The 23,878-nt window shown below is 50.8% G+C and carries 23 protein-coding genes and 2 pseudogenes; 4 read left to right on the forward strand and 21 right to left on the reverse strand.

Annotation, left to right across the window (positions count from 1 at the left end):
- Positions 1 to 203: 203 nt before the first annotated feature.
- Positions 204 to 1,202, forward strand: coding sequence for a sulfotransferase family protein (locus tag BMY01_RS03980; protein WP_074744475.1), 999 nt, complete (start codon positions 204 to 206; stop codon positions 1,200 to 1,202).
- A gap of 3 nt (positions 1,203 to 1,205) precedes the next feature.
- Here the strand turns inward: BMY01_RS03980 and BMY01_RS03985 are convergent, their stop codons facing one another.
- Positions 1,206 to 2,138: a glycosyltransferase family 2 protein gene (locus BMY01_RS03985; protein ID WP_074744477.1), complete on the reverse strand. Its 933-nt coding sequence runs from the start codon at positions 2,136 to 2,138 to the stop codon at positions 1,206 to 1,208.
- Positions 2,139 to 2,424: 286 nt separating this feature from the next.
- On the opposite strand from BMY01_RS03985, the gene BMY01_RS03990 reads away from it, so the two are divergent.
- Complete coding sequence (locus BMY01_RS03990; RefSeq protein WP_074744478.1) at positions 2,425 to 3,897, forward strand: oligosaccharide flippase family protein; 1,473 nt, start codon at positions 2,425 to 2,427, stop codon at positions 3,895 to 3,897.
- Between the two features lie 65 nt (positions 3,898 to 3,962).
- Here BMY01_RS03990 and BMY01_RS03995 read toward each other — a convergent pair whose 3' ends face one another.
- The gene (locus BMY01_RS03995; protein WP_074744480.1) at positions 3,963 to 5,060 is read right to left on the reverse strand and encodes a glycosyltransferase WbsX family protein; all 1,098 of its coding nucleotides are present in this window, start codon (positions 5,058 to 5,060) and stop codon (positions 3,963 to 3,965) included.
- Between the two features lie 535 nt (positions 5,061 to 5,595).
- Here BMY01_RS03995 and BMY01_RS04000 point away from each other — a divergent pair.
- Together BMY01_RS04000 and BMY01_RS04005 are read left to right on the forward strand one after the other, a co-directional pair.
- The gene (locus tag BMY01_RS04000; protein WP_074744482.1) at positions 5,596 to 6,447 is read left to right on the forward strand and encodes a glycosyltransferase family 2 protein; all 852 of its coding nucleotides are present in this window, start codon (positions 5,596 to 5,598) and stop codon (positions 6,445 to 6,447) included.
- Between the two features lie 25 nt (positions 6,448 to 6,472).
- Positions 6,473 to 7,327: a hypothetical protein gene (locus BMY01_RS04005; protein ID WP_074744484.1), complete on the forward strand. Its 855-nt coding sequence runs from the start codon at positions 6,473 to 6,475 to the stop codon at positions 7,325 to 7,327.
- A gap of 17 nt (positions 7,328 to 7,344) precedes the next feature.
- Here BMY01_RS04005 and BMY01_RS04010 read toward each other — a convergent pair whose 3' ends face one another.
- The 19 genes and pseudogenes from BMY01_RS04010 to BMY01_RS04090 form a co-directional block, all read right to left on the reverse strand.
- The gene (locus BMY01_RS04010) at positions 7,345 to 8,010 is read right to left on the reverse strand and encodes a class I SAM-dependent methyltransferase (RefSeq protein ID WP_074744486.1); all 666 of its coding nucleotides are present in this window, start codon (positions 8,008 to 8,010) and stop codon (positions 7,345 to 7,347) included.
- A gap of 62 nt (positions 8,011 to 8,072) precedes the next feature.
- On the reverse strand, positions 8,073 to 8,858 hold the full coding sequence (locus BMY01_RS18710) for a phenylacetate--CoA ligase family protein (RefSeq protein ID WP_368086226.1): 786 nt from the start codon (positions 8,856 to 8,858) through the stop codon (positions 8,073 to 8,075).
- Positions 8,859 to 8,918: 60 nt separating this feature from the next.
- A complete protein-coding gene (locus BMY01_RS18715) occupies positions 8,919 to 9,425 on the reverse strand; it encodes a hypothetical protein (RefSeq protein ID WP_368086227.1) in 507 nt (168 codons plus the stop codon).
- A 22-nt stretch (positions 9,426 to 9,447) separates the two neighbouring features.
- On the reverse strand, positions 9,448 to 10,560 hold the full coding sequence (locus BMY01_RS04020) for a glycosyltransferase family 4 protein (RefSeq protein WP_074744488.1): 1,113 nt from the start codon (positions 10,558 to 10,560) through the stop codon (positions 9,448 to 9,450).
- The gene (locus tag BMY01_RS04025; RefSeq protein WP_074744490.1) at positions 10,557 to 11,774 is read right to left on the reverse strand and encodes a TIGR04063 family PEP-CTERM/XrtA system glycosyltransferase; all 1,218 of its coding nucleotides are present in this window, start codon (positions 11,772 to 11,774) and stop codon (positions 10,557 to 10,559) included. Before BMY01_RS04025 ends, BMY01_RS04020 begins: the two co-directional genes overlap by 4 nt.
- Positions 11,775 to 11,902: 128 nt before the next feature.
- A complete protein-coding gene (gene rffA, locus BMY01_RS04030; protein ID WP_074744492.1) occupies positions 11,903 to 13,024 on the reverse strand; it encodes a dTDP-4-amino-4,6-dideoxygalactose transaminase in 1,122 nt (373 codons plus the stop codon).
- A 32-nt stretch (positions 13,025 to 13,056) separates the two neighbouring features.
- Positions 13,057 to 13,440 (reverse strand): EamA family transporter, encoded by a 384-nt coding sequence (locus tag BMY01_RS04035; RefSeq protein WP_074704859.1) that lies wholly within the window; start codon positions 13,438 to 13,440, stop codon positions 13,057 to 13,059.
- 118 nt (positions 13,441 to 13,558) lie between these two features.
- Positions 13,559 to 14,263, reverse strand: a complete 705-nt coding sequence (locus tag BMY01_RS04040; RefSeq protein ID WP_074744494.1) for a WbqC family protein — start codon at positions 14,261 to 14,263, stop codon at positions 13,559 to 13,561.
- Between the two features lie 12 nt (positions 14,264 to 14,275).
- On the reverse strand, positions 14,276 to 14,959 hold the full coding sequence (locus BMY01_RS04045) for an acetyltransferase (RefSeq protein ID WP_074744496.1): 684 nt from the start codon (positions 14,957 to 14,959) through the stop codon (positions 14,276 to 14,278).
- Positions 14,956 to 15,192 carry an acyl carrier protein gene (locus BMY01_RS04050; protein ID WP_074744498.1) on the reverse strand — a complete coding sequence of 79 codons (237 nt, stop codon included), beginning with the start codon at positions 15,190 to 15,192 and terminating at the stop codon, positions 14,956 to 14,958. Before BMY01_RS04050 ends, BMY01_RS04045 begins: the two co-directional genes overlap by 4 nt.
- Positions 15,193 to 15,200: 8 nt before the next feature.
- Complete coding sequence (locus BMY01_RS04055) at positions 15,201 to 16,979, reverse strand: HAD-IIIC family phosphatase (protein ID WP_074744500.1); 1,779 nt, start codon at positions 16,977 to 16,979, stop codon at positions 15,201 to 15,203.
- 18 nt (positions 16,980 to 16,997) lie between these two features.
- A complete protein-coding gene (locus BMY01_RS04060; RefSeq protein ID WP_074744502.1) occupies positions 16,998 to 17,411 on the reverse strand; it encodes a VOC family protein in 414 nt (137 codons plus the stop codon).
- A gap of 62 nt (positions 17,412 to 17,473) precedes the next feature.
- Positions 17,474 to 18,190: a class I SAM-dependent methyltransferase gene (locus BMY01_RS04065; RefSeq protein WP_074744504.1), complete on the reverse strand. Its 717-nt coding sequence runs from the start codon at positions 18,188 to 18,190 to the stop codon at positions 17,474 to 17,476.
- Positions 18,191 to 18,282: 92 nt separating this feature from the next.
- Entirely contained in the window at positions 18,283 to 19,251 is a 969-nt protein-coding gene (locus tag BMY01_RS04070; RefSeq protein ID WP_254772592.1) for a glycosyltransferase family 2 protein, read from the reverse strand.
- Between the two features lie 16 nt (positions 19,252 to 19,267).
- Entirely contained in the window at positions 19,268 to 20,584 is a 1,317-nt protein-coding gene (locus BMY01_RS04075; protein ID WP_139176695.1) for a phenylacetate--CoA ligase family protein, read from the reverse strand.
- A gap of 193 nt (positions 20,585 to 20,777) precedes the next feature.
- On the reverse strand, positions 20,778 to 20,924 hold the full coding sequence (locus tag BMY01_RS17705) for a hypothetical protein (protein ID WP_175463197.1): 147 nt from the start codon (positions 20,922 to 20,924) through the stop codon (positions 20,778 to 20,780).
- A gap of 288 nt (positions 20,925 to 21,212) precedes the next feature.
- A pseudogene (locus BMY01_RS16990) lies at positions 21,213 to 21,856 on the reverse strand (glycosyltransferase family 2 protein).
- Positions 21,857 to 22,084: 228 nt separating this feature from the next.
- Positions 22,085 to 23,446, reverse strand: coding sequence for an ArnT family glycosyltransferase (locus BMY01_RS04085; RefSeq protein ID WP_081353684.1), 1,362 nt, complete (start codon positions 23,444 to 23,446; stop codon positions 22,085 to 22,087).
- Between the two features lie 129 nt (positions 23,447 to 23,575).
- Positions 23,576 to 23,878, reverse strand: a pseudogene (locus tag BMY01_RS04090) (integrase core domain-containing protein); the annotation flags it as partial.

The following is a 23,878-nucleotide window of genomic DNA, read 5'->3' on the forward strand; positions in this document are numbered from 1 at the left end:
ATTACTTGCTCGCTTCCTTGTCCTGGCCGACTTTCGAAGAAGAACGACACGTGGCATAAAATCCCATAAAATCTGGATTTACCACCCATTGGTCGTTCAGCAGGCAAGGATTGGCTGTTTCAAATAGTTTCTATAACGAACGTTTCATGCCGCAAATATATCCGGACCCTCACAGGAACAGGGATGAAAACAAGGGAGATCGAGTGAAAGATAATGCTGCGTTGATCATCCTCGGAATGCACCGTAGCGGCACATCATTGTTAACGGGACTCCTGGGTCAGGTTGGGGTGAGGATGGGGCGCAGTCTGTACGCTCCTCAAAAAGGCGTAAACGAGAAAGGCTTCTGGGAGCACGAGGATATCGTCGATACGCATGACGAACTGCTTCTGCACCTGCGTTCGCAATGGGATGACTTGTTGCCTTTGAAGGACAAGTGGTGGGAAGACGAGGCGGTTCAGCCGTATGTCGCCCGCCTCCAAAGCCTCGTGAAACGGGATTTTTCGGAGACCTCTGTGTGGGCATTGAAGGATCCCCGGATGTGCCGACTGCTGCCATTGTGGATGCCCATACTCGAAGCGCGGCAGATCAGGCCAATTTTTATTTCCATGAACCGGAACCCGTTCGAGGTCATCGCATCCTTGCAAAAACGCGATCGGTTCTCACGGGAAAAGGCGCTGGTCTTGTGGCTGAGCCACACGTTGTCCGCTGAGTCGTATTCAAGGGGACAATCCCGGATTTTCATCGACTTCGACCAAGTAGTGACTGATCCGGGCCGGGTACTGCAAACAATAGAACGGGAGGCTGGCATTACCTTCCCCATACCTATAAACGAAGCAAACGAGAAAATTGAGGGATTTGTTTCTCCTGATCTCCGTCATCACAAATTCGACAAAACCGCCGCCGAAGCAAAACGATACCAGGGGCTTGAATTAATGGCTTATGAGCTGTACAGCGCCCTCAGTGAAAAAGCTGCTGAAAGCGGAGGCTCCTATAGCGAGAATCTGGATGAGCGGATTGACAGAGTCGCGGCGGATTTTGCCTCTTATCAGAAAAAATGGAATCCGGAGTTGATTGAGCAGATCCGTTATCTCAACCAGGAGCATGCCGACTATCGGATCAAATTTTTCCGCATTTACCGATCGTTGAGCTGGTTGCTGGCCAAACCTTTCTGGCTGATCGAAAAAGTATTACGCAAGTACTGATCCTCACCACTTCGGCCGCCAGCCTAGGAGCCCTGCGGGGATATAGGCAAGGGTTTTCAGATTGGCAGGATGTTTCAGCCAGGCCCTCCATAACGAGTGCATGGCGAGCCTCAAGTTGTTGGATACAAGATGTTTCAGTCCAAATTCCATCTGGTAGCGAGCGATGTTTTGCATGAACTGCCGTCTTGAAATGCATCGACCATCGCGACTGCATAACCCCCATCTTGCAGCGGCAGCTCGCAGCAGCACGGTCCGATAGTCGATCTCTCTGGCAAGACGATTTCCTTGTTTAGGATGCTGGCGGTATAAAGTGAGTCCTTTATTCAGCTTGATAACCGGATATTCCCGCGAAATGCGCAGCCAGAGGTCCCAGTCTTCGCTATAGGGAAGAGATTCATCGTAAGCGCCGCATTTATCGAATACCTCGGCGCGTATCAATGCAGCGCTGGTCAGAATCCAGCAATCGAGTAGAAGCAGATGATATATCCATCCGGAAAATTCCTCGTCTATCCCCCCAGGCATTTTTTCTATATTGAAGCTCTCCGGATCGGGAAATACGCCCTCTTCGTCGGGATGCCACCAGACAAACGTACTGTAGATGAGACCTACGTCCGGATGCGAAAACATTTGCTCCAGCTGCAGCGCCAGCTTCTCGGGAAACCAGTAGTCGTCATGATCCATGAGGCAGATATAGCTTCCCGCTGCCTCCCGGATTCCATAATTGCGCGCTGCGCAAACCCCCGAATTGGACTGCGACAGGAGCCGGACAGGAGCACCATATGAAGTGACGATTTCCCGCGTGCGATCAGTGGAGCCGTCGTCAACTACGATGACCTCCACATTCTTGAAGGTCTGGTTAAGGATACTATCGATTGTCTCGGCTATGTATGCCTCGCAGTTATAAGTGGGTATAACGACCGAAACCGTCGGATTCATTGTCATGCTGATTATTAGGATCAGGAAAAAGGCCCGGGAGTAGCCTATGAAGAATCTGGGAATTGGTGGCAGACTGAGGCAAATCTTATTAGATTGGTATCGATATTATAAGCAGGATAAGCGGCAGTATTCGCTCCTTTTTAGCCAGCAAGTCCGGTATTATGCTGAGCTATTATTCCGGTCATTCGTTACTTGAGCACCATGAAACGGCGCAAAGGGAACAGTACCAACGGACGCAGAGGCAAACATGTGGAAACGACAATACAACAAATAAAACCATACAACTGTGACTAGCTTTAGGGTAGCACTCGCTTACTCATATCTCAACAAATACCTGACGGTCATCATTTACTTCATCACGACCGTCACCCTGGCCCGCCTGCTCACGCCTGCGGACATCGGCGTCTACACCGTAGCAGCAGTATTTGTGGGCCTTGGCCATTTACTGCGCGAGTTCGGTATCAATGAATACATTGTGCAAGAAAAGGAGTTGACACCCGATCGCATTCGGGCTGCATTTACACTCAACATGCTGTTCGGTTGGAGCATTGCGCTTATCCTGTTTTTTGCTCGAACCCCTATTGGCAATTTTTACAATAGCGAGGGGGTGCGGGAAGTTATCGGCCTGTTGTGCATCAATTTCCTGCTGGTACCCATCGGTGCCATTACTTTCGCGCACATTCGGCGGGAGATGCGATTCCAGCACCTCATGGTAATCCAGGTGGCAAGCGCTATTACCTCCTCACTGGTAGGCATACTCTCCGCCCTTGCCGGGGAGGCTTACCGTAGCCTTGTCTGGAGCGCGATCGCGGGAACCGCAACGAGCGTGCTCTTAACGTTTGTATTCCGTTCCAAGGAGATGCTGCTTCTGCCCGGTATACGCGAGATTCCTCACGTTTTCGCTTTTTGCCGTTATGCGGGTAGTCGTCAGTTGATCACCCACGCCGGCCAGACGTCTCCGGACTGGATACTGGGAAAACTGCTGGACATGAGTGCTGTGGGTTTGTATAGCAGGGGACTTGGTACAATCAGCATTTTCAACAAGGCTTTTCTGGAAGCACTCTGGGGGGTCATACTCCCGCACTTCTCCAGGCAGCTTCGCGATGGGGCGCTCGACAAGGATCAGTACCTTTTTCTGGTCGAATGCGTAACCGCTGTCGCCTGGCCCTTCTTTGCCACGCTCGCCGTACTCTCGGAACCTGTAATACGGCTACTGTTCGGAGATCAATGGCTGGAATCGGCGCCTGTCTTACGCGTTCTCTGCCTCGGTGCGGTCCTGGTGTATACTAATGTGCTGATGGACCAGATGCTGATTTCCGCGGGTCATATCCGCCTTTCTTTCCGCATCATCGTCATCCTTCAAGTCCTGACGGTCGCGGCCGTTTTCCTGTCGGCGCCGAACGGACTGATCTGGGTGGCGGGAGCAATAATGGCGGTTAACTTCATACAGCTATGCACCTATCAGCTCGTAGGGCAGCGCATTTTTGAAATAAGCTTCCAGGCATTTGCCCGCATCTACATCAGGAACGCCCTGCTAACCTGTGTGTCGGTCATTTCTCCCCTCGTTGCAGCGCTCACACTGGATGATGTCCAGCTCGTTTTTCTTCCGTATTTGAGTGCCGTGATCGCTGCTACCGTGCTTGCCTGGACGGCCGGGATATGGTTACTCAAGTCTTCCCTGTTTGCGGAAATGATCAAGGCTCTGACGTACGTAAAGGCATTGCGCAGGCCCAGGGCTAGTAGCGGTTCATCGGGGTAATGGAAAGCGGCGAGACGGAATAAAATAGGAGTCTCTATCGAAGAAAGAACTTGGAAAGTTTATATCTATCTACAAAATACCTCTTTGATAACTTCGAGGTAACCCTTTCCAAATTTCAAATCTGGCTCCAGATAATTACCCTCTGCCCATTCATTCCACGCCTTGACGAAAATCAGCCGCTCCTCAAAATCGATACCCTCGGTCATCTCCAATGCCCCTTGCGCCTGGATCCCAAACAGTTCCGGGGTGGAATCTTTTAGTACTAGTCCATTTTTCCCACTTCTAGGAGTGTTATCCCAACTCGGCAAAAGACACGGGTAGTTTTTTATTTCGGGACGCGCATCCTTGAGAAAGTCTAGTAGGACGTCCCGATAAGAGTGTACTACTGGGCGTCCCCTTTTTTTTCTATAGTAGAGTTTGAGTTTCTGAATGGGCTCGCGCCAACTTTGCCAGGTAATATCAACACGCGGAAGATATCGCCAGATCGACGCATCCAAGCCGTGCTGCTGAGGCCAACTCGGGTCTTTATCGATCCCGATTAAATGCAATCCTTGCAATCCTTCCTTTAGTGCCAGTTCCCGCCAGTATTCAATTACGCGTTCCAAATCTGGAATCTCTCTCGGGTTGTATATCAGGAATATCGCCTTTCCTTCCAAGGTAACATATCGCTTATCCGTAAAGGCAGGCAACAAGGCATAAAAGTGGGATTTATGGTCTTCCATACCAGGATATGTTTGCTCTACTAGAACCCTATTAGGAGCACCATGCCATACGCCCGTCCAAGTCTGATTTGCCCAACACAAGCAAAACGGAAAATCCGGCTGCCCGGACGCTAACACCTCGTTAAATGGGCGCTCTAAAATCCGTCGGCCGGCAAACCAGTAGTGGTAATAGCAGAACGCTTCTATTCCATATTCCCTTGCCATATTTGCTTGTGCAATCCGTGTCTCCGGCACGCGCAAATCATAAAAACCCAAATCCGCAGGAATGTGGGGCTGATAGTGCCCCGGGAAAAGTGGCTTGGCCTTTGCGACGTTCGTCCACTCGGTAAATCCCTTGCCCCACCATACATCATTTTCCGGGACGGGGTGAAATTGGGGTAGATAAAAGGCAATTACCCTTGCCACTCGCTGTTCTGAGGCTGTTCGCTCTTCGCGTTGCATTTAAATCTCTTCGTTTCCTGATTTATAAAGGAGTTGGGCTAGTAGACTCTCTTGTCCAGGGTAGGCGTGGGTGGAGGATCGGAAGTGTAAATGTGTGTATGCATGCGAAACACGCAAACGGTCTAGTCATTCAGGTAAGGTAACCAGGTAGGGTTCAGCTAATATAACGGCTAAGAGTATCAATATTTTAACTGATCGGTAGGCTTGGCCCAAAGAATTGAGGTTTGACGCTCTAGCTCTCTTCAAATAGCCTTGAGAATACTAGATACTTATTTCGTGGCTCATTAGCGATCGAAGAGGCATACGCTACCATATGCTTCCTTAACGCCATGTTCCCTTCCAATAGAAATTGAGTTTGAGCCAATACTATAATTGGCTCAACCCTTCAATAACGTAGATTAGCTGCATTATCTCTGTCACCTTCTCAGAAGAGGTAATACCAAAAGCGGTAAACTAGTCTTTTCTCGTTTATCCGACCAGTTTTTTTAAAAAGAGTGGCGCGAGTGGTAAATCCCATTATCCGCCTTCCTGATTTATGAAAATCGTCGTCATACTAGCAAGCTACAACGAACAGAGATTTATAGGCGCATGCCTCGATCATTACCTTCGGCAGGGCATAGAGGTCTATTTATTGGATAACGATTCCACGGACAATACCGTGGAAATTGCCCAGCAGTACCTCGGCCGCAACCTGATCGCAATCGAACGCATCCCCAGGAACGGGATGTACCAGTGGCAAAAAATTCTGATGCGCAAGGAAGAGCTTGCTGATGAGATTGAGGCGGACTGGCTGATGCATGCCGATCCTGACGAAATCAGGGTTGCCCCCAACTCTACGCAGACCCTCGCTGAGGCTATCGCAGAGGTGGACAAAAAAGGCTACAACGCAGTCAACTTCATGGAATACACCTTTCTGCCCGTAAGGGAGTCGAACGATCACGATAATGCCGAGTTCCAGAAAACGATGCACTGGTATTACCCCTTCGCGCAACGCTACCCTCACCGGTTGAATGCATGGAAAAAACAGAATCGGCGCTGGCCCGGCGCGAAGGCTTTCCTACGCGAACTGGTGCGCAACCACCGGCTACCCCCATCAGTAAATCTCCGGGACAGTGGCGGGCACGTGATCCAGTTTCCCGGCATCAAGCCCTATCCCGTCGATTTCAAGCTCAAGCACTATATTGTGCTAAGCCTGGATCACGCCATCCAGAAATACGTGAAAAAATCCTACGATCCCATCGAGACCGGGGCTCACGGCTGGAGAGCGACGATCAAGGAGCATGAGTTTCTGCTGCCCTCGCAGTCTCATATGCGCCTTTATACGTCTGACGATGAACTTGATGCCAGTAATCCGTTGAAGGAACATTTGCTGGTACAGCAGGGTTGAAGGGAAATCCAGGAGAACTTTCCTTATGAAACGTACCACGGTTCTTTTCAGCAGCCACCTCATGGGGGAAACGGTTCTTGCCCGGCTGAAAAAACTGCGCGAAGAAGTGCCGCGGCATCATGACGTTTTCTTTTATTACGACGAAACCAGGATCAGTCAGGCGCAGGCTGCACGGGTAGCACCCGCCCTCGGGCATGGTAGTCACGATTGGCACCAGTACAAAAAGGCCTGCCATTACTTTCCCGGCAAAATCCCGGGCAATGAGGATGGCATGCTGCTGAGTGCCTTTCACCGCTTGCCGGGCTATGACAACTACTGGTATCTGGAATACGACGTGGTTTACTCCGGCCACTGGCGACGTTTCTTTGCTGATTTTGCGGACCATCCCGCCGATATGCTCAGCACCAGCATTGCTCGCCACGATCAGATTCCCGAATGGCCGCTCTGGAAATCGCTGGAACTGCCGGATGGGATAGTGCTGCCTCGGCAGGAGTGGCTGCGCTCGTTCAATCCCATCTTGCGATTATCAAGAGCAGCTCTGGAAATACTGGCAGAAGAATATCGCCAGAATTCCTGGGCCGGGCATTCAGAGGGCGTGATGCCCACGGTGCTCGCATACCGGGGATTGCAAATAGAGGATATTGGCGGAGAGGGCGAGTTTGTGCCAGACGGAAGGGAGAATCGGTACTATCGCAACAATCGGCTCGACAAATCATTGACCCCTGGCACATTCGTCTTTCGGCCACCCATGGAAGCCCCCGGTTTTGAGCCGAATCTTTTATGGCATCCTGTCAAGGACGCCAGTCATGACACCTGGGATCGAGAGCCCAAAGTTTCCGCCTCTTTTTTTAAGAGTTTGCGGGATTTTTTCAGGCGATAGGTTAGCACTCAGAAGAATCATGCGTCTACAGGACTCGCTAATACAGTAAAGCGTTCGTACCTTGCATCTTCTAAAGACTTGCGGCACAAAAGGTTCAGTAATCCGAACTTCCAAGGAAAAGTGATGGGCCTAATCCCTTCAATCTGATCAATTGAGTAGCCGCTCTCTATAAACAGCCTTTGCATGCTTTTCTGGGTGAAGAACCGCAAATGCGTCTTATCGAGCACCCCCCAGGGCCCATACTGAAAATCACCTTCCTGCAGCAATTGTTTTATCACCCAGAAATACCGAACATTGGGGATCGATGCCACTACTTTCGCCCCTTGGGTTAATTTTGGCCTTAGTTTACTTAGCACCTCCCATGGATCAACTAGATGCTCCAGTGAGTCATTGAAAACGACACAATCGAAATATTGCTCGGGCAAACTCTCCAAGGCGTTTTCAATAGTTGTATTGATTACTTTCGCTAATCTTTGCCGGGCGACCTCGGCCGCGTCTGCAAATGGCTCGATACCCCAAATTTGCAATTGACTATGGGTTTGGAGCAAACTTACCCCAAAAGCCCCCTGCCCGCATCCAACATCGAGCAACCGCTTGACTGAAGTGGGAACGAAACGCACCATCTCGTCACGCGGCTCGTCATAATATGTTTTTGAGGAGGAAGGGGTTTTTTCCGCTTTCATTTAATCACTTCATTTTGAAAAGATTGATTTTAGATCCCGAACAAACTCATCTCCGTGTCAGACTATGGCACGTTACTTACAACATAACGAAATTTCCCGGAATTTTCCAATGGAATTTCCGCTATTTCCTTGATCTGGATATCTACTTCCTTTCCAAGCCGCGCCTTGAATTCCCGTTCGATCTTTGCGGCCATCTCCCGAGTTAATCCGCTTTCTGTAACAACGCAAACTCGAGTAGTAGCCAGGCTCTCCTGTACGATCTTGAAGCTGCGTATTTCCGGCAAGTCCCGCAGGATGTAGATCAGGGCGAGGCCGTGCATGACGGTTCCATCCCGCGCGACGACAAAATCGGGGCTGTGGCCCTGTATTTCCTTCAACACAGGAAGTCCCCGCCCGCAGCGACAGAGCCCATCATCCAGTATCCCTATATCGCCGGTACGATAGCGAATGAACGGAAATTCTCCGGTAGAAAGATGAGTGACCACGATTTCTCCTGCTTCGCCACAAGGTAGCGGAACCCCCTGTCGATCCACGATCTCCACGATGATATCCTCTGCCGTTATGTGCATGCCGCCCTCCGCGCATTCATGGGCAATGAAACCTGCATCGCGCCCCCCATAGCCATTGGCAACAGGACATCCGAAGGTTTTGCTGATCTGTTGTCGCTGTTCATCGTAGAGCCGCTCGGAAGTAACGAATGCCACCTTGATACCCAGATCGTCCATTCGCTGCCCTCTTGCCTGCGCATGACGGGCAATATGGGACAAGGCCGAAGGGTAGCCGAAAAACATCCTGGAAGGCGCGGCCCGCAGTTCGCCAAGGAAGTGGTCAAGCTTTTGCTCCGACATTTCGAACGCCGGAAACAGCCTTGTTCTGAGCAGGCGATCACGCAATATGCGAAGACGATCCTAGGCGCCGAGTTCGATAGGGAAGCCCCAGACCACCTCAGGATCGCCGATGTCGACGTTCCACCAGCGCGTAACACGCCACTTTGCCGCCACATCATGGCTGACGCGCTCCTTGCCGATATAAAAGGTGAGCGGTTCCCCGCGCTCGACCCTCCAGTATTGAAAGAGCAGGCTTCTGGCTTTTTCGGACTTCAATGCCTCTGTATTGGCGCGGATCGCAGGTTTATCGAGAAGTGGCAAGCGCGCCAGATCGGCAAGGCTAGACACCGCGGTTGCCTTGAAGCCAACCTCCGCAAATATCCCGCGATAATAAGGTACGTGCGCTTCTGCTTCAGCCAGCAGATGGCGCAACTTCAACAGCTGCAAGTCCTCCAGGCGCTCCCGGTTCCACCATTGAGACACCTCCACCGCCTTGCGTACTGATACTGTGGAATGGTCCTTGAGACGCTCTTGCAGCGGAAAGAGAAGACCCGATACGAGTGATGTATACCAGTCTCTGTTTTTCATTTATCAAAGCTTTCAGCGTCACTCAACAGGATCTGTCTGGTGCGGCAAGAACCTGCTCATAGACACGGAACAGGGAGACGCGCACGTTCGGCCAGGTGTAGCGCTGCACGCATTCCATACCGGCCTCGATCAAACGCCTGGTCCTGGTCGCATCATTGAGCAGCCGCAGAACTGCATTGGCCATCGCCTGGGGGTCGCGGGCAGGTACGAGTAAGGCGTTCTTTTCATGCTCAACGAGATAGGGAATCCCCCCCACGTTCGTACTCACCACGGGGACGCCGCTTGCCAAAGCTTCAAGTATCGATATGGGCATATTATCGGCGAGACTCGGATTGAGCATCACACTCGCGCTGCGATAGATTGCAGCCATGCCCTCGTTGTCCACGCGCCCGGTGAATGTCACGGCATCCGCTATGCCCAATGCGAAGGCAAGTTGCTCCAGCATCTGCCGTTCCGGTCCGGATCCGGCCAGACTGAGCTTCGCGGCGGGAAAGGAGCGCCTTACGATGTGAAAGGCCCGCAGTGCGGTCTCATTGTCGTAAATCGGCTCCAGATTGCGGGTGACGATGATATGAGGAAAGTCAGATCCGGCTGCCGCGGTAGAGGCATCGGATCGCATCCCTGCTCCGAAGCGGCTCAGGTCGATGATATTGGGAACGATGCTGACTGAAAAGCCGCGTTTGCCAAAAACCCCTTCCAGGAACCCGGAAGGGACGATAATTGCACTGACTCTTGATAAGCTCGGCTTTACCCACGAAAAGGCTTTATCAAAAAAGGAGTCCGCCTCGCCTCCCCGGTAATTGATAATCACCGGCTTACCCCTGAGCCGGGCAATCCAGATAGCGGGGGCAGCAAACAAGTGCCAGGACCAGCCGGAATTGGCCATCACGTGAAATAATTGAACCCTGCCTGCTGAAAACCACAGTTGGCTGATATAGGGCAGCAAGCGGAATCCTGCCCTGATCCCCTTGAATCTTCCAATCCAGCCAGGCCAGTAGGGGCGATTGACCTGGATCAGTTCCACCTCAACATGCTCTTCTCGCAGAAGCCCTGCCAACTGCAACGTCTGGTTAGCCATTCCCCCTGAAGGAGGAGGCAAAGGCCCAACCAATCCAATGCGCAAGCCAGCTTTCATGACGATGCTTTCCTTGAGAGGAGAGTGCAATAGATCTCCTTATAGCCGGCCACGCTGCCAGCCCAATTACGCCGGGTTTCGACAAAGTCGCGGGCCGCGGCCCGAAGGGCATCCCAAGTATCGGTGCGAGATATCAGATTCAATATCCGGGCTGCCAGAGCATCAGAATCGCCAGCCTTGAAAAGCACACCGGTTTTTCCATCCTGGATGAGTTCGAGATGCCCGCCCACATCTGAAGCAGCAACGAGCCTTCCTTGCGCCATGGCCTCCAGCGGCTTGAGTGGCGTGACGAGGTCGGTAAGGCGCATGGGCAATCTCGGATACACGAGAATATCGATCAGGTTGTAATAGCATCGAACCTGATCATGGGGAACGCGGCCTGTGAAAACAACCTTGCCTTGCAGGCCCATCCGGGCTGTGAGAGACTTTAATTCGTCTTCCTGCGGCCCTCCTCCGACCAGAAGAATGCGGATATCGGGATTTGCTGCCAACATCCCGGGCAGTGCGCTGAGCAGTACGGTCAACCCTTCATAGGCGTAAAACGAGCCAATGAAGCCGAGTAACACCTTGCCCTCCACCCCGAGGGCGTTTGCAAGTTGCAAATCCCCGCGCTCGCTCATCCTGAAATTTTCGAGATTCACCGCATTGGGAATGACGGTTACCTTTTCTGAGGGAATACCCCGCTTGAGGATGTCGCCGCGCAACCCCTCGCAAATCGTGGTTACTGCATCAGCACGCCTTAAAGCGTAACTCTCCAGTTCACGGGTGAGACGATATCGCGCGCCCCATTCGCGGTGAGTGCCGTGATCTACAGCCGCATCTTCCCAGAATGCCCGGACTTCGTAGACGACAGGAATACCCGATCTCCGCCCCACGCGCAGGGCAGGCAAAGCGTTCAGGACTGGAGAATGCGCGTGCAGGATATCCGGTTCAACAATCTTGACCACCTCAGCCAGGCGATGGGTAAGCGCCTCCATGACACCCAGTTGGTTCAAGACGGGCAGCCGTGCCCTCAATCCTCGCGGGGCTGGGGTACGATAAAAATGCCATCCTTCCACGAACTCTTCCAGCACACTGCAATTTTCCTGCTTCGATCCGGTCAGGTGAAAGGTTTCCCACCCCAGGTTCCGTTGTTCATTCAGAATCGAAAGAGTTCGGAAAGTGTAGCCACTGTGCAGGGGAATGGAGTGATCAAGGATATGCAGAATTCGCATCAATTTTTTTTGCGGTCAGGTCCAGTAGGCTTAACGGAAGATTTACGTGAAACTCCAGTCAGGAACATATAGGAAGTCGTGCCAAATGACTTATGCAAAGGAATATGGAAACCGAAACGTGACTTTTTTCATAACTCGGCCGCGACATGCTGAATAACTTCGTTCTGGTATTCCTCCAGTCCGAGCCACAGCGGCAGCCTCACCAGCCGGTCACTCAGCTCTTGTGTCCACGTTAACGCGCCTGATTTGCGACCCCACTTCTCCCCCATGGGAGAGCTGTCAAGAGGAACGTAATGAAAAACTGTTCCTATTCCCTTCTGCCGGAGCGCATTGATAAAGGCGGTACGCTTGTCCAGGTCGGGCAACAGGAGATAGTACATATGCGCGTTGTGCACGCAATCAGAAGGAATGATCGGGCGCCGGATCTTCCCCTGTTTTTCCAAAAGCTCGAAATTAGCGTGGTAGACGTCCCAGATATCGAGGCGGCGTTGCGTGAGTGCATCCGCCTCTTCTATTTGAGCCCAGAGAAAGGCAGCAATGAGTTCACTGGGAAGATAGGATGAGCCGAAATCCACCCAGGTATACTTATCCACCTGCCCACGAAAAAACTGACTGCGATTAGTACCTTTTTCCCTGATTATTTCCGCTTGCTCCGCAAAGCGTACGTCGTTCACCAGCAGGGCTCCCCCTTCCCCGGAAATAATGTTCTTGGTCTCGTGGAAACTCAGCGCTGCCAGATGGCCGATACTGCCCAGCGGTCTGCCCTTGTAGGTTGACATAATGCCTTGGGCGGCGTCCTCGATCACAAACAAACCATACCGTTCGGCGATGGACATGATGGCATCCATCTCGCATCCCACTCCTGCGTAGTGGACAGCAACGATCGCTTTGGTTTTCGGGGTGATGGCGGCCTCGATCAGGGCTTCGTCGATATTGAATGTGTCAGGCCGGATGTCCACGAATACAGGCACGCCTCCTCTCAATGCGAACGCGTTGGCGGTGGAGACGAAAGTATAGGAAGGCATGATGACTTCATCGCCGGGTCCGATCTGCGCAAGAATGGCCGCCATCTCCAGCGCAGCCGTGCAGGAATGCGTCAGCAACGCTTTTTTACACCCGATACGGTGTTCCAGCCACGAGTTGCACTTCTTCGTGAAAACCCCATCGCCGGCCAGGTGTCCGTTCGCATGAGCCTGGCTGACATACCATAGCTCCTTTCCAGTCATATAGGGCTTATTAAAAGGAATCATGGCTGAAATAGGCGTGTCTGGGTAAGGCGCTCTTAGGCTCGAGCTATGACAATCAACCCGCTGACAACCATAACCGTGCCCAGGACATTTTGGAGAGTGAGCGATTCGTTGAGGAAAAGCACAGAGAAGAGCATGACGATGACAAACGCCAGGCTCATGAAAGGATAAGCGTAGTTGAGCTCGAAACGTGTCATGGCTGCCATCCAGGCAAGCGAGGCAAGAAAAGCCGCAAACAAACCCGAGATGATCCATGGGTTGAGAAACTGCTGAAGCAGAAACAGAACCTTATCGACTCCTCCTTCCGGCATGCTGCCGCTCCGCCCCATCTGCCATTTGAGCACCAGTTGACCATACACGGTGAACAGCAGGGTTAACAGGATATAAACATGTCCTGCTATATCGAATCGTTCCTTCATCTTCACCTCAGGCGCAGCAGCTTATGGAAAGTGGATCACCGGATGGAACAGAACCAGAGATCACGCTGACGCAACTTTTTAATCGTATCACTTATCCTGGGTCAATTACGGCCGCTCTTTATATTTGCTTGCGCCATTCCCAGATATAACGAGGCGAGTCGGATCCCACGTTCAGAATCAGATCCAGGATAGTAACAAATGGCGCAAATGGTGAAAAACATTGCAGATAAGTGGGATAAGCAGGGTATTCCTTATACTCCAGCTTGATACCGGCCTCATCAAACAGAGATTCATCGATATAATCCCGCGCCGAAGGACCGCTAATGTATGTCGTTGCCCCGACTTTCTCGAGGATGCCTATTAACCGCTCAGTTTTCCTGCCATTGATTCCAAGAAGCCTGCTATCAGTAAATTGGGTTTGAATGCCGAGGATATCGGACAGATGCCTGATTGCGCGCTGGTTATAATCGGAAAGATTTGTTACCGAATTCTCATACAGGAAATCCAGCAGCGGTCGTGATTCCTTGATGAAAGGGGCGCTTCGGTAGTTCTGTTCGATTATGCTTCTGTGCTGCTGTTTCCAGCGCTGATCCGGAATTTCCACTTCGCAGATCAGACTCTTCAGATTATGGCCAGCAGGTATCGACAGCCATCGCGGCCCATCCTTCGTCAGCAATTTGTTCCGGTTGCGCCAGTCCGAATGCGTGTATTGCACGTCGTCATAGAAGATGAAAAGATCGACGTCGTGGATGAGATCGAAGTAGCCCCTCCAGGGTATATAGTTGGATTGCAGGATGGCAACTTTGTTGGGCCTGACTTGCACGATATGGCTCTGTTAGAGCAATGATTGCAGTCGATAGCTTGGAACGCCGGCTTCCTGGCTGGATGCAGCGAGGTAGGCGGTATTCTCGTCAGTACTGGCGGTGACCAGAGCACCGGCACCGAGCAGAGTGCGCTCCCCCAGAGTTATCTTGTCGCGGAGCGTTGCGTTTATACCGATGAAGCTGTGAGCACCTATCTTTACATGACCCGAGATGACTGCGTGAGCAGCGATGAAGCAATTGTCGTCAATTTCGACGTGATGGCTGACAAGGCTGCCGCACCAGATGATGACATTGTTGCCTATTCGCACGAAGGGCTGAATTACGTTTCCCTCCATGATGAAACAGTTCTCACCGATGGTCAGGTCGGGCCAAGTCACGCTTCGACTGCTGACATATGTCGCCAGGCGGTAGCCACGGGATTTGGCCTCCAGACACTTTTCAGCTCTAACCTGATTCAATCGGGTATAGCCTAAGGCCACAAACATATCGTATTCCTCGGGCGCATAGCGCGTATCTACCTCATCAAAGGCAAGCACCGGTAGCCCCATGCATTGATTTTCCCGGAAATGGGTGCGGTCTACGGTAAAGGCAGCAACGCGGCGGGAGCTATCATGGGTAAAGTAATAGTAGGCCAACTGGGCCAGTTCTCCCACGCCGAAGATGACTAAAGGCCTATCAGACTGACCACCATTCATGAATGCTTGGTTCGCAAAGCGTCCACTAAAAGGTGCAGGCTGTTTAGATCGGCTATTTCCTTGTCACTGAACTCGATATCGAATTCCTCCTCCAGGGCCAGTATCAGGTTCATGTGCTTGAGTGAGTCCCACGCGGGAAGATTCTTACGTGAAATGTCCGGAGAGATATCTTGTGGTACGATTTGCAGGACTTTCGCCATAACGTCACGGGTGCGATTCTCTATGTCAGACATAGCAATGCCTACTCTCTTTCAATATGGATAAAGCTCGGTGGATCGATCTCTGGCATGGCGGCCTGCAAACGATAGAGCCGACGTCCTTCCGCTTGTTCCAGTAGAGCAAAACCAAGGGTACTCCAGAAATCCGCCACTTGACTGTTCTTGGCTGTGGACAGGTATTCTGCTTCCCAAGTGAGGATTCCCCAATCCGCTACAATACGCCGCATGCACTCCAGGACAAAGGCTACCTCAAGACGGCGGCCGAGCGCTCTGCAACTCATCAAAAGGGAATCGACCACGGCGGTCTCTTGCCGGCGTTGGACTATAAATACGCCTACCAATCCAAGAGAGCCAAAACGGTCGCTGGCGGATAAGGTATAGACACAGGCATCTTTGGATGAGCGAAACCTCGCAATATCGTGGTCGGAATAGCGCCGGGTCGTTAAATTGAACTGATTCGTTTTCTGGGTCAGCTGTACAACCCGCATTGCCTCCCGGTCGGTTGCAACTTGAATATTCACCACCAATTGCAACGATAAAAGGTAGCTCTCCAAATCCGGATGCTGATTTCGTTCGGCTTTGCGCTGCGCTTCGGTCTGATAGAGACTGGTTCGCAGTTTATCCTCTTGGCTGGTTATCAACGTATCGAACAAGCCATCACGCTGTAGCAATGCCGGGTATTCATAGAGCTTATCCGGCACTTGCAAGGTAGTCACTTGAGGGAGTACCTGCCGTATTAATTCCAGCTCTCGCCGATTGTCATCCACGAATACAAAAGCATCAAGACCGAGATTCAGCTCCTTTGCCAACTCGATCAGGTTAGCAGCCTTGTCGTCCCAGTTGATCCGGAAGCCGGACAGGTGGTTGCGTTTGAGCAGGCTCCAGGGATGCTTGTCAAGGACATCGAGCACATCCTGTTCATTGTTCTTCGAACAGAGCGTTATTAATACGCCGCGTTCAGCCAATTGCAGGACGGTCTTCTGAAAATCGTAATACGCCCGCCCCGGATAATCATGACCATCCAAATGGATACCTTCAATGCCATCCTCCCCGACAACGCCGCCCCAAAGCGTATTATCACAATCCAGGACCAGGCATTTCTTGCTATGCCCCTTGAGGGCAAGTACAACCTTCGTTAACTCCCGCGCCAGGGCATCGAGAAAGGATCGTTTGAACGGGGCCTTGGAAATATACCAATATCGATAGTCCATGGCCTCGGCCTCGCCGATACGGTGAGCAAGCCGGTCCCAGTCCATTATACAGAAACGTGGGCTGTGCTCACGGACAAAGGCCCGGACAAAATCATTAAGCCTGATTACCTCGCTCGCAACGTCCGGAGCCGCGATTAGTGTGCCAGTCTCCGAGCGAAAAGGAACGATGAACGTATTGAGGCTGATGGTGGGAGCGTCGCTGGCCGCCAAGGCGTCAAAAATAGCACTCAACTCCTCCCGGGAATGTGATGCGTTCCACCCGGGGAGGCCGTAATGCGGATCCAACTCCTCAAGCATAAACGCCGTTACTAGAAGGTCTGGACAATGCTTGACCAGCGGTGAATCGGGCAATATCAGATCCTGACGTATGGATCCATAACCTCCGAAGATCAGTTCAGGCCGCAGCCCCATCCTCAACATGTGGTAGCGCAGATAAGGCTCAATCCCTTCCAGCGTTACGTTGCGTAAGAAACCGAAGCGATATGCGGGAGCCGTAGAGGACATCGCGGCATACATGGTATCGGAGGCACTGATAAGATCCGACAGAGTCGGGGGAATATCCGCGGGGAATGAGGAAACGGCTGCAAACACTTTTCTCCGGCGATATCGTCAACGGGATTCCAACAATTCGATTATGCCAAAATCCTTGATCATATAGAAGCTGACCCGTCTGTCATCGAAGAGGATCGCAGGCTTTGGGGGTGATACGCAGATTACGCGGAATCCGCCTGCCTTCAAGGCTTCAAGGCTGGCTTCGAGATTTTCGGTTTCGTAACAGAGATGGTAAATGCTTTCGCTCGATTGGGTGAGGATTGCATCCAGGGGACCCTGCCCCTCCGCTGGCGCGACCAGCTCCACAGTAGGCATGGAAGAATGAGGACACAGCCAGAGATTCACGTTTTGCAGTGGGTCATAGACCTGCATAGCGACCTTGTGGCCCAGCCCCTTGAGGAATTTAAGCGTCTGCTCCGGCCGTCTGCTGGCCAGGCCAAAATGATGGAAGCGAAGACCGAACGCCTGCATCGAAAATAGTATTTCCTGTTACGAAGCCAGCTCAGGTTTTTCGGGTAGCCCAAACGCCAGTGCTAGGCGGGCCTGCTCGCCTGGAGCAATAAAGAATTGCATAGCTCGGGATAATCAACGCCAACTTTGAGCATGGCCTGCAAAATTGCCTCGCTGAGATTCAAATCGAGCATCTGCTGCGTCGTAATCGGCTTGAGCAAGAGACCTTCAACCTTGCGTATCTCCAATCCCTCGCCCTGTACCATTGTAACCAACGATTCCAGAGTGAAATAACGCTTATGGCCGAATTCGAGATCGGCTGAATTTAAAGCATAAATATCGGGGAGCAGGCCCGCCGCATGCCCGAGCCTCCGATGCAGGGATTCAGCATTTGGGACGGCAATATAAATGGATCCGCCTGGAGAAAGGAACTGGGCATAACGTCGTATAATCGCGGCCGGATCGTCCACATGCTCAAGAACAAAACCCATTCCAATGGAATCGAAGCGTTCGGCAGTCTCAAAATCCTCGAAATACCCCTGCGCGATATCAACGCCCTCGATTGCGAAGCGCTTTCTGAAGCGATCAATCATCTCCTGGGAGCCTTCAACCACTTGGTAGCGCTGAAAAGTCTTTGCAAAATATTCAGTGGAGTAACCGTGCCCCAAGCCCAGTTCCAACATGCTGCCAGTTTGTGCCATGGCAACGACTCTTTGGGGGTACCACTGTAGGGTTAGCCGGTTATCCAGGACATAAGTGCGATCATATGCGGTTGGATCCTGCTCATTTTCCAGGCTCATGAATATCTTCCTTTATTTAAGAAGAAATGGAGCACGAGCTTTTTAATTATCCCTTGCTCTTCATTCTAAATCAGAAGGACGCCACGTTACTGTCAATCGATTGCAGGTTGATCATCAGCGGTAAAAATATTTCTCACGATATAATTGGGACGGTTCTGCACCTGATTGAACACTTTCCCCAGGTAGATACCAACAAGGCCGATTGCCGTGGTGAGAATACCGAGGCTGAGCATCATCATGGTCATTACTGAAGTGAAACCCATGAGGGTGTCGTCAAACAGCAGCTTTCGTAATACAAGATAGAATGCAAATGAGAAACTCAGCAGGGTAATGACCACGCCTATATTGAACAGCCAGATCAGAGGCTGAGCGGAGAACGAACTCACTGCATTGATCATCAGTCCGATACGTCGCAGGAGAGTATATGTGCTTCTGCCTTCGCGCTGTTTCTTGACAACAGGCAGGCCGATTTGCTGAAAACCTGTCCAGCTCATCATACCACCGAGAAAAAGATTCCGGTCACCCATCTGCAGTAGCGCTTCCACGTAACGGCGCGTCATGATCCGTTCCGTAAGAATGTTTTCAGGAATCTTTACATCGCTGAGCAGGTTGAATCCCTTCCAGAACAGACCGCCACTGATTTGCTCGAACCGCCCGCCTTTGCGTACGTCCTGATAGCCAAAAACGACGTCGGATTTGGTCTCGCGTAGTTTGGCATAAAACTCTACCAGCACCAGCGGCGACACCTCCAGGTCGCAGTCGATGAGAAAAATGAGATTTCCTCGCGCATGCCGTAATCCAGCTTGTATAGCAGCGTGATGTCCAAAATTCCGCGCAAGATCAACCACCACGAGTTGCGGGATGTCTGCCTGGCGTTCGAGTACATAAGCCAGGGACTCATCCGGCGAGCCATCATTGACGAGCAATATCTCAAAATGGTCACACTTGATGCCGGACAAGGCTTGCAGGGACTCGGCAAGGAACCGGTCAAGAAACGGTCGCGACCGGTACATGGTGGAGACAATGCTGATTTCCGGGAGCATACGGAATCCAATGTTCATCCAGCTAAAATACCACTTAAAGGTGAGACTGAGGCTCCCCCCTTGGCGGCCTGGTCAAACCTTGCTGGCGTAGCCAGTCATTTCTAATGATGAGAAGCTTATCGTTGCGAGTTAACTCAGGCGCTCCCCAAATAATTTGCCAATCGACTTCCCCAGTGATTTTTTTCCGCAGGAAGGCTACCACTTCATCCTCACTGAGTTTAAAATCCACGCCTCGCTCCAACCGGACAGTGACTTGGTGAGGATTCGTCTGAATAAATTGATATTGGCGCAATCCCTCCAACCAGCGCATTACCAATGTTAAGCCTGGCATAGCAATACTCCGGCCTGTGGGTAGATAAATTACATCACCAGTACGTCCGTCCACTGGACCGATTCTTGGCCAGCCAATGCCAGAGGGAGCAGGATCTAAGTTGTGCCAATGTACCTGATCGCCGGTTTCATAACGTACAAAAGGCGTGGCATAATTACTGATGCAGGTGGCAATTGCACGTCCGGGTCGCTTGAGATCATGAATTTGGCAATTGTCGTCATCGAGTATTTCAAGAATACCGCGGTGAAAAAAAAGGTGCAGGCCATCATGCTCCGGTCCTTCAACCGCCAAAAGGCCGCCGTCGTTCAAGCCGTATTGGTCAAAAACTGGAACACCCCCCAGCGTTTCACGAATTCGAGTACGTACTTCCGGACGCATTACTTCCGCGGTGCATACGACACTTTGTAAATTGGGAAAAACAGCACCAAGTTTCCATACAAACTCTCCCAATTCCCGTATGGCATTTGGGTACCCGTAGATTAGACGAACTTTCCTGAAATGTGGTGATTGGATCAGAACCCTGACGCGCTCCAGGCTCAAGTTAGAACCGCTGAACGACCAGCGATTCATAATCCTGTCTTTAAGTTTCCGGCGATCAGTGAGTCCTGTACCAATCGACTCGCCACCAACCACGAGGAAGGGGTAACCAATCTGGTAGCCTGCCCAATGCCAACCTGTATACATCTGGGCCCACATAGCCTCCTGGTCGTACTTAGTCATGCGAAAAATAGTTGGTCTTCCCGTACTGCCGCCGGTTCGGGCTTCTTCACTTTTTATTCCCGGTGCCGTGGTTGTGAGGGCGCTGAGCTCTTGACGCAGCTCATCTTTCGAGAGGATAGGCAACTTTTGTAAATCCTCCAACGAAACAATATCGCAAGGCCCGTCAATGTAAGACTTCCAGCGTGAGCGATAAAAAGGCACATACTGCCAACAGTAATGAATCAGCTTCTGGAGCTGCTTTTCCTGATACGATCGAATATCTTCGCGCTTCCAGCTCTGACAACGGATGATTTTATGCATGAGCTCGACCCGCAAGGGCGCAGTGAGACCTATCAGTTTGTTGTGAAGCAAGTAGTCCATAATCCTCTAGTTAACTTGGAATCCTTTCCGTCAATTTTTTAGGTTGAGACAATCCCTGCAGCACCCGAGAAGCTCGTTCAGCACAGCAAGTGACGTGCAGCCGAGCTTTGCGTTGCTGGATTCTTTCTGCAAGTCAAGAATTGAAATTGAAGAATGCACCACTGCTTATCTGAAAGACATGCTGATATCCCGCATCAAGCATCAAGTGATTTTCCTCAGAATAGGGAAATCCGTGGGTATAAGCTTGCACATGATTATCCAATCGTTCGGCTTCTTTCATATCTCCTCTTGGCGGTAGACATTTCTAACAATATAGTTTGGTCGATGTTGGACTTGATTAAACACCTTGCTTAGATAAATACCGATGATACCTATTGCCGTGATGAGAATGCCTAGGCTGAGCGTCATCATGGTCATCATGGAAGTGAAACCCAAAAGAGCGTCGTCAAAAACCAGTTTTCGAAAAACGAGATAAAACCCGAAGGAGAAGCTTAGCAGCGTTATTGTTATACCGATATTGAATAGCCAAACCAAAGACTGAGCGGAAAACGAACTGACAGCGTTACCATCAACCTATCCCCCGCATAAGTGTATAAGTACTTTGGCCGCAGCGCTGCTTCTTCAATACCGGCAGTCCTATCTGGTAGAAGCCGGCCCAACTCATCATGCCGCCAAGGAACAGGTTACGGTCACCCATTTGCAGCAATGCTTCCACATAACGACAAGTCATGATCCTTTCTGTAGCGATATTTTCGAGAATCTTGACGTCGCTGAGAAAATTGATCCCTTTCCAGAACAAGCCGCCGCCGATCTGCTCGAATAATCGCCCCTTGCGAACTTCCTGATAGCCAAAAACCACGTCGCAACACGATTCAGAGAGCTTGCGGTGAAACTCAACCAGCACAAGAGGCGATACTTCCAGGTCACAATCGAGGAGGAAAATCAGATTCCCCCGAGCATGCTGTAATCCGGCCTGTATCGCGCTGTGATATCCAAAGCTACGTGAAAGATCGACTACACCAATTGGGGAATATCCACGCTGCGTTTCACTGCATAAACCAGCGAATCGTCCGGTGATCCGTCGTTAACGAGCAATATCTCGAAATGGTTACATTGTATATGTGATAGCGCTTGCAGGCATTCGGCAAGAAACGATTCAAGAAACGGGCTAGATCGATACAAAGTAGAGACGATACTGATTTCGGGTGACATATCGTAGCCTCAAATTCGTTCGTTATCTTATTGCCATCCCACGGTCAAATTCTACAAATTACACTAATTCCGTTCAACGCGAGCTGGTTAAAAACATCCAATGCAAATGACAAAGTAAACTTGATTACGGCTTTGGGAAAATATGTTTAAGCTCTAATAAGTGGACGTGTCTTAATGTCACAGGTAAAGTCATGGATAGCTTGGAAATAGTACCGCCTTTGTGGGCTGCTACCGTTCGGGTGTAGCCTTGGCGATTTTCTGGCGTTCATTGTCATGTTGTAGTCGGCCACTTGAAAACATAATGAATGCCCACGCTGCATACATGATGGCCCAGGGCATAGCCGGAAAATGGAATCTTGACTGTCCGGAAAAAACTATTGATATCATCGTCAGATAAATCATGAGACAGTATCCGATAAGTACCCACGGCCAGATCACTCGGTGGCGATTATTTATCAGTAAGACAGCCGCAAGGAGTGAACCGGCCAGCAGCAGAACATAAAAAATCTGATTTACCCATCTGACGGTGCGAAAGACATACCAATATTGCTCGTATTGCGGGTAACCCGCCTGATAGGCCCATTCTGCTTCGCCGTCTTTAGCCCAGAGATGCCATGCTTTCAAAGGGAGAAGTGCGATAAATCTTTTCGGATTGTCTCTGATCCACTGAATCGCCAACTCCCGAGCGCGCCGATCAGATTCCACTTGGTCCTGAACCGAGAAATTGCGCTGGGCTACCAACTCATCATTTTCTACATGACCACCATCTGCAGAGGGATTGTTTCCGCTCAAAAGCGTCGCACCTCCGTTAGTGGATATAAGAACGATCTCGCCAAAAACTTGACTATTCCGCACCGCCCAAGGAACTAATATAACAGTCATCACTAAGTAAATTGCAATTCCTTTAACCAAGTCCTCGCGGAGGCGATCCTTCTCTTCCTGACTAAGTATGCGAAAAAGCACCAAGAGACCAGGTAAGAATAAAACCTGTGGTTTAGTTAATGTTGCCAGTCCAAAGACGAGACCGGAAAGCAATATCCAAATCCAACCACGCTGCACTATATATAGATATATGCCGAGAAGCAGTAAAAAGGTAAAGTAAACTTCGGTCAACAGGAGAGACGTATAGGCGATATGATTGGGATATATTGTAAGCAGGAGAAGGCTGAGTCGGGTCGTGGCTTCGCTACGGAAAATTCGTCTTGTCAACTCCAACTGCAAAAAAAAACTGCCGACTGCCATAAATAAATTGGCTAGCTGCGCAACAAGCTGGTCTTGACCAAAGAGATAGAAAAGAACACCAAGAAATCCCGGGTACCCGACAGGCCAATATGCGGTTGGATATCCTGCTTCCGAATACCCCTCACCCCTGGCGATATTTATCGCTCTATTGAGGTACCAGCTCGCATCCGAGCTCATTTCAACAGGTAAAAAGAAAATCAGTGCTGCGCGGAGCGCCACGAAAAGTGTGAAGCAAACGGGTATGAAAATAGATGAATCCAGTACCTGAAGGAAGGAACTGGCATACATATACCGCCATTGGGAGCGGTTGCCATTGCCGACAGTTTCAGTTTCCGGATGAGGAGGCATATTCAGAAGTCCGATAAGATCTGTTCGATAAGATCTCAAGAAATAAAAGCAGCTTGGTGCTCATATAGGAAGTAAGGACGATATCGTTTGATAAATTGTGATAAGCACAACCTCGGCTGACCGAAAAAATTATCTCATTTTTTCAATCAAGCGTTCATAAGGCGTTTTTCCGCCCAAGCTTCCGTGAGGCCTGTGATAGTTATAAAAGGCCTCCCATTCAGCTAGCTTGGCGTTCAGGTCAACATCATCCTTATAAGTTAACAGCTGGTAGAACTCCCGCTGATCGGTCCCATGGGATCGCTCCACCTTGCCGTTCGTGGCGTACGAGGTTTGATATAGGTGTGTAGTATGCCCAAGTCCTCCAAGTGCCAGTGGAATTTGACCTGAAACTCATGGCCGTTATCGGTCCTAATTGTATTGATCCGGAAAGGG

Source organism: Nitrosospira multiformis (genome assembly GCF_900110185.1).
GTDB classification, from domain to species: Bacteria; Pseudomonadota; Gammaproteobacteria; order Burkholderiales; family Nitrosomonadaceae; genus Nitrosospira; species Nitrosospira multiformis_A.

What these genes read in the sequence shown, in the direction of transcription:
- BMY01_RS03995 (WP_074744480.1), bottom strand. Translation starts at nt 5,060, where the DNA reads ATGCAACGCGAAGAGCGAACAGCCTCAGAACAGCGAGTGGCAAGGGTA.
- BMY01_RS04070 (WP_254772592.1), bottom strand. Translation starts at nt 19,251, where the DNA reads ATGAACATTGGATTCCGTATGCTCCCGGAAATCAGCATTGTCTCCACC.
- BMY01_RS04075 (WP_139176695.1), bottom strand. Translation starts at nt 20,584, where the DNA reads ATGCATAAAATCATCCGTTGTCAGAGCTGGAAGCGCGAAGATATTCGA.
- BMY01_RS17705 (WP_175463197.1), bottom strand. Translation starts at nt 20,924, where the DNA reads ATGAAAGAAGCCGAACGATTGGATAATCATGTGCAAGCTTATACCCAC.
- BMY01_RS04050 (WP_074744498.1), bottom strand. Translation starts at nt 15,192, where the DNA reads ATGTCTGACATAGAGAATCGCACCCGTGACGTTATGGCGAAAGTCCTG.
- BMY01_RS04020 (WP_074744488.1), bottom strand. Translation starts at nt 10,560, where the DNA reads ATGAAAGCTGGCTTGCGCATTGGATTGGTTGGGCCTTTGCCTCCTCCT.
- BMY01_RS04035 (WP_074704859.1), bottom strand. Translation starts at nt 13,440, where the DNA reads ATGAAGGAACGATTCGATATAGCAGGACATGTTTATATCCTGTTAACC.
- BMY01_RS04045 (WP_074744496.1), bottom strand. Translation starts at nt 14,959, where the DNA reads ATGAATGGTGGTCAGTCTGATAGGCCTTTAGTCATCTTCGGCGTGGGA.
- BMY01_RS04025 (WP_074744490.1), bottom strand. Translation starts at nt 11,774, where the DNA reads ATGCGAATTCTGCATATCCTTGATCACTCCATTCCCCTGCACAGTGGC.
- BMY01_RS04005 (WP_074744484.1), top strand. Translation starts at nt 6,473, where the DNA reads ATGAAACGTACCACGGTTCTTTTCAGCAGCCACCTCATGGGGGAAACG.
- BMY01_RS18715 (WP_368086227.1), bottom strand. Translation starts at nt 9,425, where the DNA reads ATGAAAAACAGAGACTGGTATACATCACTCGTATCGGGTCTTCTCTTT.
- rffA (WP_074744492.1), bottom strand. Translation starts at nt 13,024, where the DNA reads ATGATTCCTTTTAATAAGCCCTATATGACTGGAAAGGAGCTATGGTAT.
- BMY01_RS04010 (WP_074744486.1), bottom strand. Translation starts at nt 8,010, where the DNA reads ATGAAAGCGGAAAAAACCCCTTCCTCCTCAAAAACATATTATGACGAG.
- BMY01_RS04085 (WP_081353684.1), bottom strand. Translation starts at nt 23,446, where the DNA reads ATGCCTCCTCATCCGGAAACTGAAACTGTCGGCAATGGCAACCGCTCC.
- BMY01_RS04000 (WP_074744482.1), top strand. Translation starts at nt 5,596, where the DNA reads ATGAAAATCGTCGTCATACTAGCAAGCTACAACGAACAGAGATTTATA.
- BMY01_RS04065 (WP_074744504.1), bottom strand. Translation starts at nt 18,190, where the DNA reads ATGAGCCTGGAAAATGAGCAGGATCCAACCGCATATGATCGCACTTAT.
- BMY01_RS04060 (WP_074744502.1), bottom strand. Translation starts at nt 17,411, where the DNA reads ATGCAGGCGTTCGGTCTTCGCTTCCATCATTTTGGCCTGGCCAGCAGA.
- BMY01_RS18710 (WP_368086226.1), bottom strand. Translation starts at nt 8,858, where the DNA reads ATGTCGGAGCAAAAGCTTGACCACTTCCTTGGCGAACTGCGGGCCGCG.
- BMY01_RS03985 (WP_074744477.1), bottom strand. Translation starts at nt 2,138, where the DNA reads ATGAATCCGACGGTTTCGGTCGTTATACCCACTTATAACTGCGAGGCA.